The 15,832-nt window shown below is 54.7% G+C and carries 13 protein-coding genes and 2 other annotated features; of the genes, 12 read left to right on the top strand and 1 reads right to left on the bottom strand.

What is annotated here, in order from left to right:
- Nucleotides 1-159: 159 nt before the first annotated feature.
- Entirely contained in the window at nucleotides 160-765 is a 606-nt protein-coding gene (gene rpsD / locus LKE23_RS10895; RefSeq protein WP_291977378.1) for a 30S ribosomal protein S4, read from the bottom strand.
- Between the two features lie 324 nt (nucleotides 766-1,089).
- On the opposite strand from rpsD, the gene ezrA reads away from it, so the two are divergent.
- The 12 genes from ezrA (at nucleotide 1,090) to LKE23_RS10955 (ending at nucleotide 15,777) form a co-directional block, all read left to right on the top strand.
- Complete coding sequence (ezrA, locus tag LKE23_RS10900) at nucleotides 1,090-2,787, top strand: septation ring formation regulator EzrA (RefSeq protein WP_291977379.1); 1,698 nt, start codon at nucleotides 1,090-1,092, stop codon at nucleotides 2,785-2,787.
- Between the two features lie 213 nt (nucleotides 2,788-3,000).
- Nucleotides 3,001-4,149, top strand: coding sequence for a cysteine desulfurase family protein (locus LKE23_RS10905; RefSeq protein ID WP_291977380.1), 1,149 nt, complete (start codon nucleotides 3,001-3,003; stop codon nucleotides 4,147-4,149).
- 33 nt (nucleotides 4,150-4,182) lie between these two features.
- Entirely contained in the window at nucleotides 4,183-5,403 is a 1,221-nt protein-coding gene (gene thiI, locus LKE23_RS10910) for a tRNA uracil 4-sulfurtransferase ThiI (RefSeq protein WP_291977381.1), read from the top strand.
- 44 nt (nucleotides 5,404-5,447) lie between these two features.
- Nucleotides 5,448-5,658: a binding site (T-box leader), on the top strand.
- 81 nt (nucleotides 5,659-5,739) lie between these two features.
- On the top strand, nucleotides 5,740-8,397 hold the full coding sequence (locus LKE23_RS10915; protein WP_291977382.1) for a valine--tRNA ligase: 2,658 nt from the start codon (nucleotides 5,740-5,742) through the stop codon (nucleotides 8,395-8,397).
- 70 nt (nucleotides 8,398-8,467) lie between these two features.
- Nucleotides 8,468-9,781 (top strand): bifunctional folylpolyglutamate synthase/dihydrofolate synthase, encoded by a 1,314-nt coding sequence (locus LKE23_RS10920; RefSeq protein WP_291977383.1) that lies wholly within the window; start codon nucleotides 8,468-8,470, stop codon nucleotides 9,779-9,781.
- A 75-nt stretch (nucleotides 9,782-9,856) separates the two neighbouring features.
- The gene (locus LKE23_RS10925; RefSeq protein ID WP_291977384.1) at nucleotides 9,857-10,480 is read left to right on the top strand and encodes a JAB domain-containing protein; all 624 of its coding nucleotides are present in this window, start codon (nucleotides 9,857-9,859) and stop codon (nucleotides 10,478-10,480) included.
- A gap of 143 nt (nucleotides 10,481-10,623) precedes the next feature.
- Nucleotides 10,624-11,628: a rod shape-determining protein gene (locus LKE23_RS10930; RefSeq protein ID WP_291977385.1), complete on the top strand. Its 1,005-nt coding sequence runs from the start codon at nucleotides 10,624-10,626 to the stop codon at nucleotides 11,626-11,628.
- A 106-nt stretch (nucleotides 11,629-11,734) separates the two neighbouring features.
- Nucleotides 11,735-12,589 (top strand): rod shape-determining protein MreC, encoded by an 855-nt coding sequence (gene mreC / locus LKE23_RS10935; RefSeq protein ID WP_291977386.1) that lies wholly within the window; start codon nucleotides 11,735-11,737, stop codon nucleotides 12,587-12,589.
- Between the two features lie 6 nt (nucleotides 12,590-12,595).
- Nucleotides 12,596-13,132: a rod shape-determining protein MreD gene (gene mreD / locus LKE23_RS10940; protein ID WP_291977387.1), complete on the top strand. Its 537-nt coding sequence runs from the start codon at nucleotides 12,596-12,598 to the stop codon at nucleotides 13,130-13,132.
- Between the two features lie 53 nt (nucleotides 13,133-13,185).
- Nucleotides 13,186-13,529: a binding site (T-box leader), on the top strand.
- A gap of 65 nt (nucleotides 13,530-13,594) precedes the next feature.
- Complete coding sequence (locus LKE23_RS10945; protein WP_291977388.1) at nucleotides 13,595-14,236, top strand: amino acid ABC transporter permease; 642 nt, start codon at nucleotides 13,595-13,597, stop codon at nucleotides 14,234-14,236.
- A gap of 12 nt (nucleotides 14,237-14,248) precedes the next feature.
- Entirely contained in the window at nucleotides 14,249-14,911 is a 663-nt protein-coding gene (locus LKE23_RS10950; RefSeq protein ID WP_291977389.1) for an amino acid ABC transporter ATP-binding protein, read from the top strand.
- 17 nt (nucleotides 14,912-14,928) lie between these two features.
- A complete protein-coding gene (locus LKE23_RS10955) occupies nucleotides 14,929-15,777 on the top strand; it encodes an amino acid ABC transporter substrate-binding protein (protein ID WP_291977390.1) in 849 nt (282 codons plus the stop codon).
- The last annotated feature ends 55 nt before the right edge of the window (nucleotides 15,778-15,832 follow it).

Raw genomic sequence — 15,832 nt, forward strand, 5'->3', positions numbered from 1 at the left:
TGGAGCAATCCGGCCGGGCTTTTTTGCGTTGGTTGCAAAAAATAAAAGACGTATCTCCAATTCAATGGAAATACGTCTTTTTTATCAAGCTGGGACACCTTTGGGACACCTGAAACAGCCAAGATGGCTTTATATCGGGGCCAAAGGTACCTGCAAAAATTACTTGTTGTAGAATTCAACGATGAGGGCTTCATCGATCTCAGCGTCCATGTCTTCACGGGCTGGGATCCGGTTCAGCTTACCTTCGAGCTTGTCAGCGTCGAAGTCAACGTATGATGGGCGAGCCACAACGGCGTCAACAGCGTTCTTGATAACGTCCAGGTTCTTGGACTTTTCACGAACACCGATGACTTGGTCAACATTAACTTCGTATGAAGGGATGTCAACGCGCTTGCCATCAACGGTGATGTGACCGTGGTTAACCAGCTGACGAGCCTGACGACGGGTAGTAGCCAGACCGAGACGGTAAACCATGTTGTCAAGCCGACGTTCCAGCAGGGCCATGAAGTTGGCACCGTGAGTACCTTCCTTGATCTTGCCGGCACGAACGAAGAGGTTTGAGAATTGCCGTTCAGTCATGCCGTACATGTAACGCAGCTTTTGCTTTTCACGCAGTTGCGTGCCGTATTCGGACAGCTTACCGTGACGATCGCGACCGTGATCACCAGGAGCGTATGGCCGACGAGCTAATTCCTTACCAGTACCTGAAAGTGAAACGCCAAGACGACGAGAAACACGCCAACTTGGACCAGTGTAACGAGACATAAATAAATTCCTCCAATAATTTTTGTTGGAGTAAAATAATCCGATTGTGAGCTTGACATTCGTGCAGGCTGATTTGAATTTTTCACCCTTGCAGCTGGGTTACTAAAAACACCATGCGGCACCAGTCTGTTGACGAGCTTGTCCCTCACTGCTGCATTATTTTACACAGCAACCAGTATACAATGCATTTGGCCCCAGCGTCAATTACTTTGCTGGCAAAATTCTTATTTTATCCATTCAGAGCCGGAATATACGGCCAAGCTATGGTATAATTCACCTAGTATTATGGCTATTTGGTCAATATTAATTGTAGGTGGAGATTTCATGTTTCAGATTTTAATCGTTCTTTTAATCGTGATCCTGCTGGTCTTGGGCGGGATCGTTTGGTACCAGCGTCGCATTCTGACCCAGTTGAAGGCGGTCCAGGATGCCCAGCGTCGTCTCGTTGGCAAGAAGCTGGACGAGCAGCTCAAAGAAGTTGCCCAGTTGCAGCTGACCGGTGATACCAAGAAAAACTTTGACCAGCTCAATGATGAATATAATAAGAAGATTGTGCCTCAACTCAAGGCCATTGCCGCTTCCCAGCAGGACCTGGTGCAGGCGGCCCGGACCACGAAGCTGCTGACGATCAAGGCGCCACTGACTGACCTCCAGGCCGAGCTGGCGAAGACCACGGCTGAGCAAAAGAAGGTCGAGCAATCCCTGAACCACCTCAGACAACAGAGCCAGAGTCAGCAACGGGCAATTGAGCAGATCAAGACCCGCTACCGCGAATTTCACCAACAATTAAATGAAAAGAGCTTTGCTTACGGTGCCAGTGCAGAAAAGCTCAACGCCGAGCTGGCTGACCTGGAAAAGCAGTACGACCGCTTCGTCGAACTGACCAAGCAGGGGGATTCGGATGCTGCCCAAGAGATCCTGACCGACCTGCAAGCCGGCAACGAGCAACTGGCCAAGGAGTTGAAGACCGTCCCAGAGCTCTACCGGCCGCTGGTCACCGAGTTTCCTGACCAGCTGACGGAATTGGCGACTGGTTACGCAACCCTGACCAAGCAGCACTACCACTTTACGGAACCAAAATTGGATGAGCAGATTAAACAGCTCCAGGCCAAACTGACGGCCACCACCCAGCAGCTGCGGGACCTCCACCTGGACGTGGTTAAGCAGGCCAACAAGGACCTGGCCGAAGCAATCGACCATCTCTATGCTGTCATGCAAAAGGAACTGGATGCCCGGCGCGAAGCCGTCCACCTGGTAGGAATCATGGCCGACTTTACTCAGCACGCCCAGCACCAGAACAATGAATTGATGGCCGAATTGGACCGGCTCAGTCTCAGCTACACCCTGAACAACAATGAGTTCGAAAAGACTCGGGAGCTAAACGAGCAGATCAAAACGATCGTCAAGCAGTACAACGAGGACCAGCAGGCGATTAAAAACAACCAGGCGGTCTACAGCCAGATCCTGGAACGGCAGAAGGAAAATCGCCAGAGCCTGATCGACATCGAAAAGGAGCAGGGCAAGATCAACGACGAGGTTGCTAAGCTCCAGACCGATGAACAGCGGGCCAAGCAGATGCTGCAGCGCTACTCCGTCCAGATTCGGACAATTCGGCGCCAAGTGGAGCAGATGAATCTGCCGGGGATCTCCCAGGACTACATGGACTACTTCTTCGGGGTCAGCGATGAGATCAAGAAGCTGGCCGACGAGCTCCATGAATACAAGGTCAACATGGACAACGTCACCAAGCAGCTGCTAATGGTGGAAACGGACTTGGAGCGCCTGCAGGACAAGACCAACGACCTGCGGGACAGCGCCGAGTTGACCGAGCGGCTTCAGCAGTACGCCAACCGGTTCGCCGACAACGAAAAGGTCGTCAAGGCGGCCCAGAAGTCCCAGGAGCTGTATAACCAGTACAACTACGCGGGAAGTCTGGAGACGATTGCCACGGCCCTTGAAGAAGTCGAACCGGGCAGCTACAAGCGCATTGAGGACAGCTACTACCAGGAAGTTAATGAATAGTAATGAGGAGAGCATCACCAGCCAATTGCGGCCGGTGGTGCTTTTTTCGTGGAGTGTGCCGAAATCAATGCCGTTCTAGGGATTTTCTGTTATAATAGAAAGTCGTTTTAAGAAGCGTCGAACCTTTCAATACGCAACTCACCAAGTTTTCGGCCCCGGCGACGGCTCATTTGTCGGTGCCCGGCCAATAATTGGAGGAAGGAATTATAGAACATGATCTATTTTGATAATAGCGCAACGACAAAGGTGGCACCGGAAGTTCTACAAACTTACGACACCGTCAGCCAAAAGATCTGGGGGAACCCAAGCAGCCTTCACAACTTCGGGGAGAACGCCTGGAACCTGCTTGAACAGGCTCGCCAGCAGATCGCCAAGCTCTTAGGCGTTAAGCCGAGCGAGATCATCTTCACCAGCGGCGGTTCCGAGGGTGACAACTGGGTCATCAAGGGGACCGCGATGGCTAAGCACCGGTTCGGCAAGCACATCATTACCACCAGCGTGGAGCACGCGGCGGTTCACAATCCGCTGGAACAGCTCAAGGACCTCGGCTTTGACATCACCTACCTGCCAGTTGACGACCAGGGCCGGATTAACCCGGCAGACGTCAAGGCGGCCATTCGTCCCGACACGATCCTGGTTTCCATCATGGCGGTCAACAACGAGATTGGGACCATCCAGCCGATCAAAGAGGTTGGCGAAATCTTGAAGGACTACCCGAACATTCACTACATGGTCGACGCCGTTCAGGCCATTGGCAAGGGGATCGACGACCTGGTCTTCTCCGACCGGGTCGACTTTGCCACCTTCTCCGGCCACAAGTTCCACGCACCACGCGGGACCGGTTTCGTCTACGTCAAGAGCGGTCGCAAGCTTGCCCCGCTGATTGCCGGTGGTGGCCAGGAACGGACACTGCGCTCCGGGACTGAAAACACCCCGGGTGATGTCGCCATGGCCCGGGCCATCCGCCTGGTCAAGGAAAACGAGGACGAGACGGTCAAGCGCGAGCAGGCGATCAAGGAACGAATCTACGACCACCTGAAGCAGTTCGACCACGTCAAAATCATTTCCGGCCGGGACGAAGGTTTTGCGCCCCACATCCTCTGCTTTGCCATCGTTGGCGTCCGGGGCGAGACGATCGTGCACGCCTTTGAGGACCAGGGAATCTACATTTCGACCACCAGTGCCTGCTCGTCGAAGAAGCGTTCCGAGGCTGGGACCCTGGCGGCAATGAAGGTGCCGGAAGAGATCGCCACCAGTGCGGTCCGGATCAGCCTGGGGGACCAAAACACCCTGGAAGAGGCCGACCAGTTCAACAAGACCTTCGACCAGCTCTACGCCGGTTTCAAGAAGATTATCGACTAAGATTAAAATTTAACTTGAAAGGAGGAATTGCGCGTGCAATATACCGAAATTATGGTCCGCTATGGTGAATTGTCCACCAAGGGCCACAACAAGAAGTCCTTCATTGACCGGCTCGGCGATAACGTCCGCCACGCCCTGCACAGCTTTGGTTCTGTCAAGGTTCATGCCCAGCGGGATCGGCTTCACGTTCAGCTCAACGGGGCCGACTACGACCAGGTTATGGATCGCTTGAAGCTGGTCTTTGGGATTCAGAACTTTTCGCCGTCGATTCGGGTCGAGAAGTCCTTTGAGGCCACCAAGCAGGCGGCTGCCCAGATGGTCGAAGAACAAGTTGATCACCCGATGACCTTTAAGATCGAGACGCGGCGGGCCGATCACCACTTCGAAATGGACACCTTTGAGATGAACAACCAATTAGGGGGCTACCTCTTGAACAAGTTCCCCGACAAGCTCAAGGTGGACGTCCACCATCCCGACCTGACCATCCGGGTGGAGATCCGGCTCAACGGGATCTTCCTCTCCAGTGAAACCATCAAGGGTGCCGGTGGCCTGCCCGTCGGCACTGCCGGCAAGGGCATGATGATGATGTCCGGCGGGATCGACTCGCCGGTGGCCGCCTACCTGGGGATGAAGCGAGGCGTTTCCATGGAAATGGTTCACTTCTTCAGTCCGCCGTACACCAGTCCCCAGGCGCTGGCTAAGGCCAAGCAGCTGACCGAAAAACTGGCCAAGTACAGCGGCAGCATCCGCTTTATCCAGGTACCGTTTGCCGAAATCCAGGAAACAGTTAAGGAAAAGGTGCCGGAGGGCTATCTGATGACCGTCCAGCGGCGGATGATGCTTCGTCTCGCCGCCGCCCTGATGGTCAAGCGTCACGGCCTGGCGATTTTCAACGGGGAATCCCTCGGCCAGGTGGCTTCCCAGACGATGGAGAGTATGCTAGCGATCAACGATGTCACCTCCTTCCCGGTACTGCGGCCAGTGCTGTCCTACGACAAGACCGAGATCATCAAGATTGCCGAAGAGATCGGCACCTACGACCTCTCGATCCTGCCTTACGAGGATTGCTGCACCGTCTTCACGCCACCGTCGCCGAAGACCCGGCCACGACTTGACCGGGCGCGCGAGTACGAGCAGCGCCTGGATATCGAGGGTCTGATGAAACGCTCGCTGGACAATATTAAGATTACCGAGATTCATCCCGGTGAGGACTTCCTCAACCAAAATGAGGATGTTTTTGCCGAATTGCTCTAATCTTCGCTTGACGCTGGCAGATTATTTAGCTATCATACAAGCATAAATAAGCATTGACCGAAAGAGTAACGAAGAGTGCGGATCCACCAGAGAGGGCCCGGTGCTGAGAGGGCCTGGATCAGCTTCGCGAAGGTAGTTCGGGAGCAGATCGGCTGAATTCAGTAGGCCGGTCCGGTTCATTGACCGTTATTAAATGAGCGAGGGGAGCGGGAGACCGCTCAATATAGGTGGTACCGCGAGCAAATCGTCCTATCAATAGTGATAGGGCGATTTTTATTTTGCCAGTGCTTAATTAAATAGTGTTAACCATGAATTTTTGAAAGGAGCGATTATACAATGGCAACCGAAAAGGAAATGTCAACCAAGTATGATCCAACAGCTGTCGAAGCTGGTCGCTACCAATGGTGGATCGACCAGGGCCTCTTTAAGCCAAGCGGCGATAAGAAGGCTCACCCGTATTCAATTGTGATTCCGCCGCCGAACGTTACCGGAAAGTTACACCTGGGCCACGCCTGGGACACCACCCTGCAGGACATGCTGATTCGGCAGAAGCGGATGCAGGGCTACGACGTCCTCTGGCTGCCGGGGATGGACCACGCCGGGATTGCTACCCAGGCCAAGGTCGAGGCCCGGTTACGCAAGCAGGGGATTTCCCGCTACGACCTGGGTCGGGAAAAGTTCGTTCAACAGGTTTGGGACTGGAAGGACGAATACGCCGACATCATCCACAAGCAGTGGGCTAAGCTCGGGATTTCCGTTGACTACGACCGCGAGCGCTTCACCCTGGATGAGGGACTGAACAAGGCCGTTCGCAAGGTCTTCGTCGATCTTTACAATAAGGGCCTGATTTACCGGGGAACCTACATCATCAACTGGGATCCGCAAGCCCGGACGGCCCTGTCCGACATCGAGGTAATCCACAAGGACGACAAGGGTGCCTTCTACCACGTTAAGTACCCATTCACCGACGGCACCACCTTTAACGGCAAGGACTACATCGAAATCGCGACGACCCGGCCGGAAACCATGTTTGGTGACGAAGCCGTTGCCGTTAACCCGAATGATGAACGTTACAAGGACCTGGTCGGCAAGCACGTCATGGTACCGCTGGTCAACCGGGAGATTGAAATCATCGCCGACGACTACGTTACCCCAGACTTCGGGACCGGGATGGTGAAGATCACGCCAGCCCACGACCCGAATGACTTCAAGGTCGGCAAGCGCCACAACCTGCCGGAATTAAACACCATGAATGAGGACGCCTCGATGAACGAAAACGCCGGCAAGTACGAGGGGATGGACCGGTTCGAAGCCCGCAAGGCCATGGTTAAGGACTTGGAGGACCAGGGCTACATGCTCAAGGTCGTTCCAATCGTCCACTCCGTTGGTCACTCCGAGCGGACCGGCGTCCAGGTTGAAGCCCGGCTGTCGACCCAGTGGTTCGTCAAGATGAAGCCGCTGGCCGAACAAGCCCTGGCCAACCAGAAGACTGACGACAAGGTTAACTTCATTCCGGAACGGTTCGAACACACCTTCACCCAGTGGATGGAAAACGTCCACGACTGGGTGATCTCCCGGCAGCTCTGGTGGGGGCACCGGATCCCGGCCTGGTACAAGAAGGGTACCGGCGAGGTCTACGTCGGCATGGAAGCACCAAAGGACGAGGAAAACTGGACCCGTGACAAGGACGTCCTGGACACCTGGTTCAGTAGTGCCCTCTGGCCATTCTCTACGATGGGCTGGCCAAACACCGACTCACCGGATTTCAAGCGCTACTTCCCAACCAGCACCCTGGTTACCGGTTACGACATCATCTTCTTCTGGGTTTCCCGGATGATCTTCCAGTCCCTGGAATTCACCGGCAAGGCACCATTTAGAAACGTTCTGCTCCACGGTCTGATCCGTGACGAACAGGGCCGCAAGATGTCTAAGTCCCTGGGGAACGGGATCGACCCGATGGACGTCATTGCCAAGTACGGGGTCGACGCCCTGCGGTGGTTCCTGGTTACCGGCTCCACTCCTGGTCAGGACATTCGGTTCTCCTACACCAAGATGGATGCGGCCTGGAACTTCATCAACAAGATCTGGAACGCCTCCCGTTACGTAATCATGAACCTCGGCGAGATGCCGGCACCGGTTCTGCCGGACAAGTCCAAGTGGGACCTGGCCGACCGCTGGATTCTGAGCCGGCTGAACGCCACGGTCAAGCAGGTCAATGAGCAATTCGACAAGTTCGAATTCGGTGAGGCCGGCCGGGCACTCTACAACTTCATCTGGAACGACTTCTGTGACTGGTACATCGAAATGACCAAGGAGAAGCTCAACAACGGGACCGACGAAGAAAAGCAGGACACCAAGAACATCCTGGGCTACGTCCTCGACCAGACCTTGAAGCTGATGCACCCGATCATGCCGTTCGTTACCGAAAAGCTCTGGCAGTCGATGCCGCACGACGGCAAGTCCATCATGGTGGCCGACTATCCAGTTGCTCACGATGAACTGGACGATGCCGACGCAACCGACCAGATGAGCAACCTGATCGAAATGATCAAGGCGGTGCGGAACATCCGGAACGAAGCCAACGCCCCAATGTCCAAGCCGGTTGACATCCTGGTCAAGGTCGACAACCAACACCTGGGCGACATGCTCAACGCCAACCGGGACTACATCGACCGCTTCTGCCACCCCGCAGAGCTGACGATCAGCACCGACGTCAAGGCACCAAAGCTGGCCATGACTGGAATCCTGGCCGGTGCCGAGGTCTACATCCCGATGGCCGAACTGGTCGATCTGGATGAGGAACGGGCCAAGATGCAAAAGGAAATCGCCAAGCTGGAAAAGGAAGTTCAGCGGTCACAAAAGAAGCTGGGCAACGAGAAGTTCGTTGCCAACGCTCCTGAAAAGGTCGTTGAAGCCGAAAAGCAAAAGGCGGTTGAATGGCAGCAGAAGCTGGACTCCGCCAAGGAACGTCTGGCCTCACTTCAAGAAGCCTAGTGAAATAGTAAAAGATTGTGGTACGATTTGGGTATCACAATCTTTTTTAGTTTGAGAAAGGACTAATTTGATGATTAAGACCTACGAAGACGCCCTGAATTTCATCCACGGACGGACAAAATTTAAGAAGATTCCGACCCTCAAGCGGATGCGTCGCTTTTTGCAAGAACTCGGCAATCCCCAGGAGGGGCAGCACTACATCCACGTCACGGGAACCAACGGCAAGGGGTCGACGGTGGCGATGCTGCGGTCGATGCTGCTCGAATGCGGCCTGACCGTCGGCAGCTTCACCTCCCCCTTTATTACCCGCTTTAACGAGCGGATCGAGTACAATGCCCAGCAGATTCCCGACGCCGACCTGATTCGACTGGCCCAGCGCCTGGAGCCGGTGGTCGCCAAGCTCGACGCTGAATTACCGAGCGGGGGACCAACCGAGTTTGAGATTGATACGGCCCTGATGTTTTGCTACATGGAAGAAAAACATCCCGACGTCGTCCTGCTCGAGGTCGGCATCGGGGGCCTCTACGATTCGACAAACGTGATCGTCCCGGACGTCAGCGTGATCACCACGGTCGGCTGGGACCACATGAAATACCTGGGCAACACCCTGGCGGCGATTGCCAGTCAGAAGGCGGGAATCATCAAGCAGGGGGTTCCGGTCGTGATCGGCAAGCTGCCCGAATCCGCTCGGCAGGTGGTTGCCGACACGGCCCATGCCAAGCAATCCCAACTCTATGAATTGGGTCGCGACTACCAGGGAACTAAGCTCAATGGACACGGCCTCTATGCCAAGCTTCAGTACGATGGCCTGGGCATCCACCACGGAACCTTCCAGCTCGGCTTGGCCGGGGACTACCAGGTCGACAACGCCGCCATTGCCCTGACCGCCGCCCAGCTCTTCCTTGCTGCTCACCGGCTGCCACTGGATCAAAACGCCCTCAGGCGGGGCCTGGCAGCGAGTCGCTGGCCCGGCCGGATGGAGGTCGTGTGCGACGAACCGCTAGTTTTGCTGGACGGCGCCCACAACCTGCCGGGGATGCAGGCCCTGGTCAAGTCGATCAAGGACGACCTGGCCGACCGGGACGTCTACATCCTGGTTGCTATCCTGGCCGACAAGCAGTACGACCTGATGTTGGGCGAGCTTGCCAGCCTGGGCAACGTTCACCTGACCGTCACCAACTTTGCCGGTCCGGGTCCCAAGCGGCCGAGTGCCGATCTGGGGGCGGTGGCCGCCCAGATTCCGAGCCGCTACCCGATCCAGGTGGCCGACAACTGGCAGACTGGTTTTGCCCAGCTGGCCCGTCAACTGGGCAGTGATGACGCCATGATCGTCACCGGCTCACTCTACTTCATCTCCGACGTTCGCCACTTTTTTGAAGATTAAGCAAATTATTTAATACAATTGCCGCTTTTTTCCGTATTGATATAGTGAAGGACCAATACGAAAGGAAGATTAAAAATGGCAAAGAAAATCCGTGATGAGTATGAACGCCTGGTAGCAGAAAGCGTCCGGGGGATGACGGTTGACGGTGAAGACGCGGCTAAATACCTCCTGTACTACCATCCAACCCCCGAAAGCCTTAAGCAGATGACCAGGGTCGAGAAGAAAAAACTAGCCTTTTCCAGCATGCGGCTGGCCCGTTTCTTGGCGGCCGTCGAGCTTGGTCAGCTGGTTGCCCGCAGCTACCCGGAGGTGCTTGGCCACGCCTATTCGAGCATTGAACTGGGGGCGGCGATGATCGAGCACTTTAACGGCATCGAAAACGAGCAGGTCGCCGTGGCCTACACCAACGTTCACAACGAGATCGTCGCCTTGAAGACGCTTTTTAGCGGGGGCCGAAGCGAATGCGTCCTGTACCCCGACCAGATTTTTAAGCAGGCCCTGCTGAATTCGGCCAGCGGACTGGTGTTGATTCATAATCATCCCACCGGCGACGTCCAGCCCTCCCAGCAGGACCTGGCCTTTGCCCGCCGCTTGGAGCGCGGGGGCCGGATCTTGGGAATTACGGTCCTTGATTTTCTCATTGTTGGCCGCCAGCGGTATTACAGCTGGCGCGAGCAACAGGGTGCCCCCGAAAAGTAAAGAAAAACTTAATTTCTGCTTTAATATTATTTCTTCCAGGCCTGATAATGTATATTAGTGTTCGTATGTAGTCGGAGGCTATGGTATAATATCCACGATATTAATTTGAAATTATTAATTAGAAAACGAAGGGAAGAAATAGATTGCTAGGAATTGGAACCAAGAATCTAGGAATCGACCTGGGGACCGCGAACACGATCGTCTACCTTGAAGGCAAGGGGATCGTGCTTCGGGAACCATCGGTCGTTGCGCGCAACACGAAGACCAATGAAGTTATCTCCGTCGGTTCAGACGCTCGTGACATGATTGGGCGGACGCCAGAAAGCATTGTTGCCATCCGGCCAATGAAGGACGGGGTCATCGCCGATTACGACACGACCGTTGCCATGATGAAGTACTACATGGAAAAGGCCCTGGGCAACAGCAACAGCAAGCCATACGTAATGGTCTGCGTCCCAAGTGGTGTGACCGAAGTCGAGAAGCGGGCGGTTATCGACGCGACCCGGGTTGCCGGGGCACGGGATGCCTACGTGATTGAGGAGCCATTTGCTGCCGCCATCGGTGCCGGTCTGCCGGTCATGGACCCAACCGGGAGCATGGTTGTTGATATTGGTGGTGGGACCACCGACGTTGCCACCATCTCACTGGGGGGCATCGTATCCAGCCGGTCGATCCGGATGGCCGGTGACAAGATGAACGACGCCATCGCCCAGTACGTTCGGCAGAACATGAACCTCCTGATCGGTGAACGGACCGCCGAGAAGTTGAAGTGGGACATCGGTTCGGCTTCCGTAAAGGCTGCCGAAGAGATGGGAACCACCGAAGTACGGGGCCGGGACCTCGTTACTGGTCTGCCGAAGACGATTGAGGTTTCAGCCAAGGACGTTTCGGTTGCTCTTCAGGACGTTGTGGAAAACATCATCGACGCAATCAAGGGGACGCTGGAAGAGACCTCTCCTGAAATTGCCGCGGACGTCATCGACCACGGGATTGTTCTGACCGGTGGTGGCGCCCTGCTGAAGCATCTGCCAGATGTGATTGCTGACGCTACTAAGGTGCCAGTATTCATCGCCAACGATCCGCTCGACTGCGTGGCCATCGGTACCGGTGAGTCACTCAAGAGCATTGACGTGATGAAGAAAAAATAAAGCTATTCGATTCGAATATCTAAAAGTGGGCGGGGCTGGTCGCAAAACGATTTGTTTTGTCTAGCCCCGCTTTTACTATTTTGTAATTTGCATTTGGAGGATTATCATGCGCAAGTTTTTTTCCAATCGACGGTTGGTTATTATTGTGGTAATTCTGGTAGTCTGCTTCGGCCTGATGGCGGGTTCAGTGTCACTGCGCAACCGGCGGAACACGCCCCCGCTGGTGCAACAGTTTGGCAATGACATTGTTGGCTTTGCGGACAGCGCGGTGGCCCTGCCGGTTAACTGGTTGCAGACGAGCTTCAGTTCCGTCAACGACCTGATGAACACCTACTCGGAAAACCGGGAGTTGAAGCAGCAGGTCACCGAGCTTGCCCAGACGAAGGTGCGCGACCAGACCCTGGCCCATGAAAACAAGCAATTAAAACAAGAGCTGAAGCTGAAGAGCTCGATGACGGACTACGACACCGTTTCGGCAGCCGTGCTGATGCGGACGCCATCGGCCTGGCAGCAGCAGCTGGTGATCAACAAGGGGCAGTCCAGCGGCATCAAGAAGAACATGCCGGTCATGAGTGACGGTGGTCTGATTGGTCGGGTGACGGAAGTCAACAAGACCAACAGTAAGGTCGAGCTGCTCAGCGACACCGGCGAGTCCTCGAACCGGTTTGCCATCTCGATCAACGGGAGCAACGGGGTCGTCAACGGCATCATCACCGGTTACAACGCCTCACGCAACGAACTGGTCATGGGGCAGGTCAGCTCCAAGGCTAAGATCAAGAAGGGCACCCGGGTCACCACCAGCGGAATGGGTGGCATTACTCCCAAGGGCCTGTACGTGGGGAAGGTTTCGCGGATTGGCAAGGATGACTATGGCCTGGCCCAAAAGGTCTACATCAAGCCGGCTGCCAACTTTAATGACATCAATATTGTGACGGTTGCGGAAGCCGCGTCTCAGGAGTGATGAAGCATGTATCGATTATCACGATTAAAGTACGTTTTCCCCATTGGGCTCTTCGTCAGCCTCTTTTTGGACGGCGCACTGAGTCACGTCTGGGCACCGCTCTTCTTTAGCTACCCGTACTCAATGGCCAGTGAACTGGTCTTATTGTGGCTGGTGCTGTCATACTTTTTTGAAAATGGGATTGAGATTCCCCTCATCCCGTGGTCAATCGCGGCCGGGGTGGTCACGGACCTGTACACGTCCGGGATCCTCGGCCTCTGCATGGTGCTTTTTCCGTGCATCGTGGGATTGACACAGCTATTGTCGAAGTACTTCAGCTCATCCTTTTTGTCGATGATCATGATCTTTTTCATCGACATCGTGGTCTTTGAGACGCTCAATTACTGGGCCTACTCACTGATCAATATTACGACAACGCCCCTTGGGGATTACCTGATCTATGTCCTGGCGCCGACTTTGGCCCTCAACCTGGTATACTTCGTTGCCCTCTATTGGCCACTGCGGTCGCTCTTTAATTGGGCAACGACCGAAAAAAATGCTTAGTGGGCCTTGACAAATTCTGGTGGCCAGTGTAGGATACTAAACAATCAATAGATCGAACGACAATGAACAGACTAGTAGAATGATTTCAGTTGCCAAGCGAGTCCCGGGAGATGGGAAGGGACCTTCTAAGTCATTTGAATCACATCTGTGAGTTGGCCCTCTGAAGATAGTAGGAGAGCCCGGGGAAGCCCGTTACAGCGCGGAGTTTAATCATTGAACTCGCTAAGGTTGATTTCCGTGAGGGGTCAACAAGATGAGGTGGAACCGCGGAAACGCCCTCGTAGCCATTTGGCTCGAGGACGTTTTTTGTTTACCGGTTCCGGATTGAACTCACTGAGGCGGCTGCTGCAAGGCAGTCGCAAACATGAGGTGGTACCACGATTGATTCGTCCTCTAGGGCAAATGCTCTAGGGGGCTTTTTTGTTTACCGCCGTTCGATGCACAGATGAAGGAGGAATTGAGATGCACTACGTTACTGAAATCTTACCATCACTATTACAAGGGGCGGGCTTGACCCTGCAGATCTTTTTCTGGACCCTGCTCCTCTCGCTCCCACTGGGAATTCTCGTTAGCCTGGGCCTGATGTCCAAGATTCGCCCGTTAAAGTGGCTCCTGGAAATCTACGTTTGGCTGATGCGGGGGACGCCGTTATTACTGCAATTAATTTTCGTTTTCTACGGTCTGCCGATCGTCGGCATTGTCTTCCAGCGTTACGACGCCGCCCTGGTGGCCTTCGTTCTCAACTACGCCGCCTACTTCGCCGAAATCTTCCGTGGTGGCTTTCAAGCCATTGATGAGGGTCAGTTCGAAGCGGCCCGGGTTCTGCGGTTGAGCTACTGGCAAACCTTACGTAAGATCGTGATCCCACAAGTGGTCAAGATCGTCATCCCGTCAATCGGGAACGAAGTCATCAACCTGGTAAAGGATTCGTCCTTGGTCTACGTCATCGGACTCGGCGACCTGCTGCGGGCCGGCAACGTGGCCACCTCACGGGATGTCACCCTGGTACCGCTGCTCCTGGTTGCATTGATCTACCTGATCTTGGTTGGGATCTGCACCCTGGTACTGCGGAAAGTCGAACAGCGTTACTCATACTTCAAATAGGAGGTCTGGCCAATGTTAGAAGTAAAGAATTTATCGAAAAGTTTTGGCGAACGGGTCATTTTAGACAAGGTCAACTTGACGGTTAAGGATGGCGAGATCCTCAGTATCGTTGGTCCGTCCGGTGCCGGGAAGACGACGCTGTTGCGTTGCATCACCGGTTTGGAAACGGCCGACGCTGGCCAGTTCTTGATTGACGGGCAGCCATTTGACCCCCAGGGAACGGCTGAATCGGACCGGGTGATCGGGGTGGTCTTCCAGGACTACAACCTCTTTCCTAACCTGTCCGTGATGGAAAACATTACCCTGGCACCGATCATGGTTCTCAAGAAGAGCAAGGACGAAGCCGAGCGCGACGCCCGGGGCCTGCTGGACGAATTGGGGCTGAGCACCAAGGGTGACCTTTACCCATGGCAGCTCTCCGGTGGGCAAAAGCAGCGGGTCGCAATTGCCCGGGCCCTGGCGATGAACCCGAAGATCCTCTGCTACGATGAACCGACCTCCGCCCTGGACCCGGCAATGCGGAAGGAAGTGGCTCGGATCATCCTTAACCTGAAGAAGGAGGGGATGACCCAGCTGGTGGTTACCCACGATTTTGACTTTGCTGACGAGATCGCCGACGACATCCTGCGGGTCAAGGCGATCGACCAACCACAAGACGTTGCCGCAGAGGAGTAAGAGAGGGAGCGTAGCCTATGAAAAGATTCAAAGCAATTTGGTTACTATTGTTGCTTTTGATCCCGACCCTCCTTTTAAGCGGTTGCGAGAGCGTCACCACCCGGGCCAACACCCAGGATACCTGGTCGCGGATTGAACGGCGCAAAAAGGTGATCGTCGGCCTGGACGACAGCTTTGTTCCGATGGGCTTTCGGCAGAAAAACGGGAAGCTGGTCGGCTACGACGTTGACTTGGCCCGGGCGGTCTTCAAGCAATACGGGATCAAGGTTGACTTCCAGCCGATTGACTGGTCAATGAAGGAAACTGAATTAAAGAACGGGACGATCGACCTGCTGTGGAACGGTTACTCGGTCAACCCGAGTCGGCTCAAGAAGGTGGCCTTCAGCCGGGATTACCTGGCCAACCGCCAAGTCCTGGTAACCCTAAAGAAGAGCCACATCAACAACCTGAATGACATGACCGGCAAGTCGCTCGGGGTCCAGACCGGCTCGACCGGGGACACGGTTTTAAATTCCAAGCCAAAGCTGCTCAAGGATAAGATCAAGAACAAGCAGGCAATTATGTACGATACCTTCCCGAACGCCTTCATCGACCTCAACGCCAACCGGATTCAGGGAATCCTGATGGACGAGGTTTACGCCAACTACTACGTTAAGCACCAGAAGAACAGCAGTGCCTACCGGGTCTACAAGACCAAGGCGCTGCCGGTCGAATACTTCGGTGTCGGGATGCGGAAGGGGGACAAGACCCTCAAGCGCAAAGTCAATGCCGGATTGAACCGCCTGCAGAAGAACGGTCAACTGGAGAAGATCAACGAGAAATGGTTCGGCACCAAGAGCAATTTCTTAGGGCCCTACAATAATTAATAGGTAAAGAGGTCGGCACGTCACCGCGTGGCCGGCCTCTTCTGCTAACAAATTT

It is taken from the genome of Limosilactobacillus sp. (assembly GCF_022482365.1).
Lineage (GTDB): Bacteria > Bacillota > Bacilli > Lactobacillales > Lactobacillaceae > Limosilactobacillus.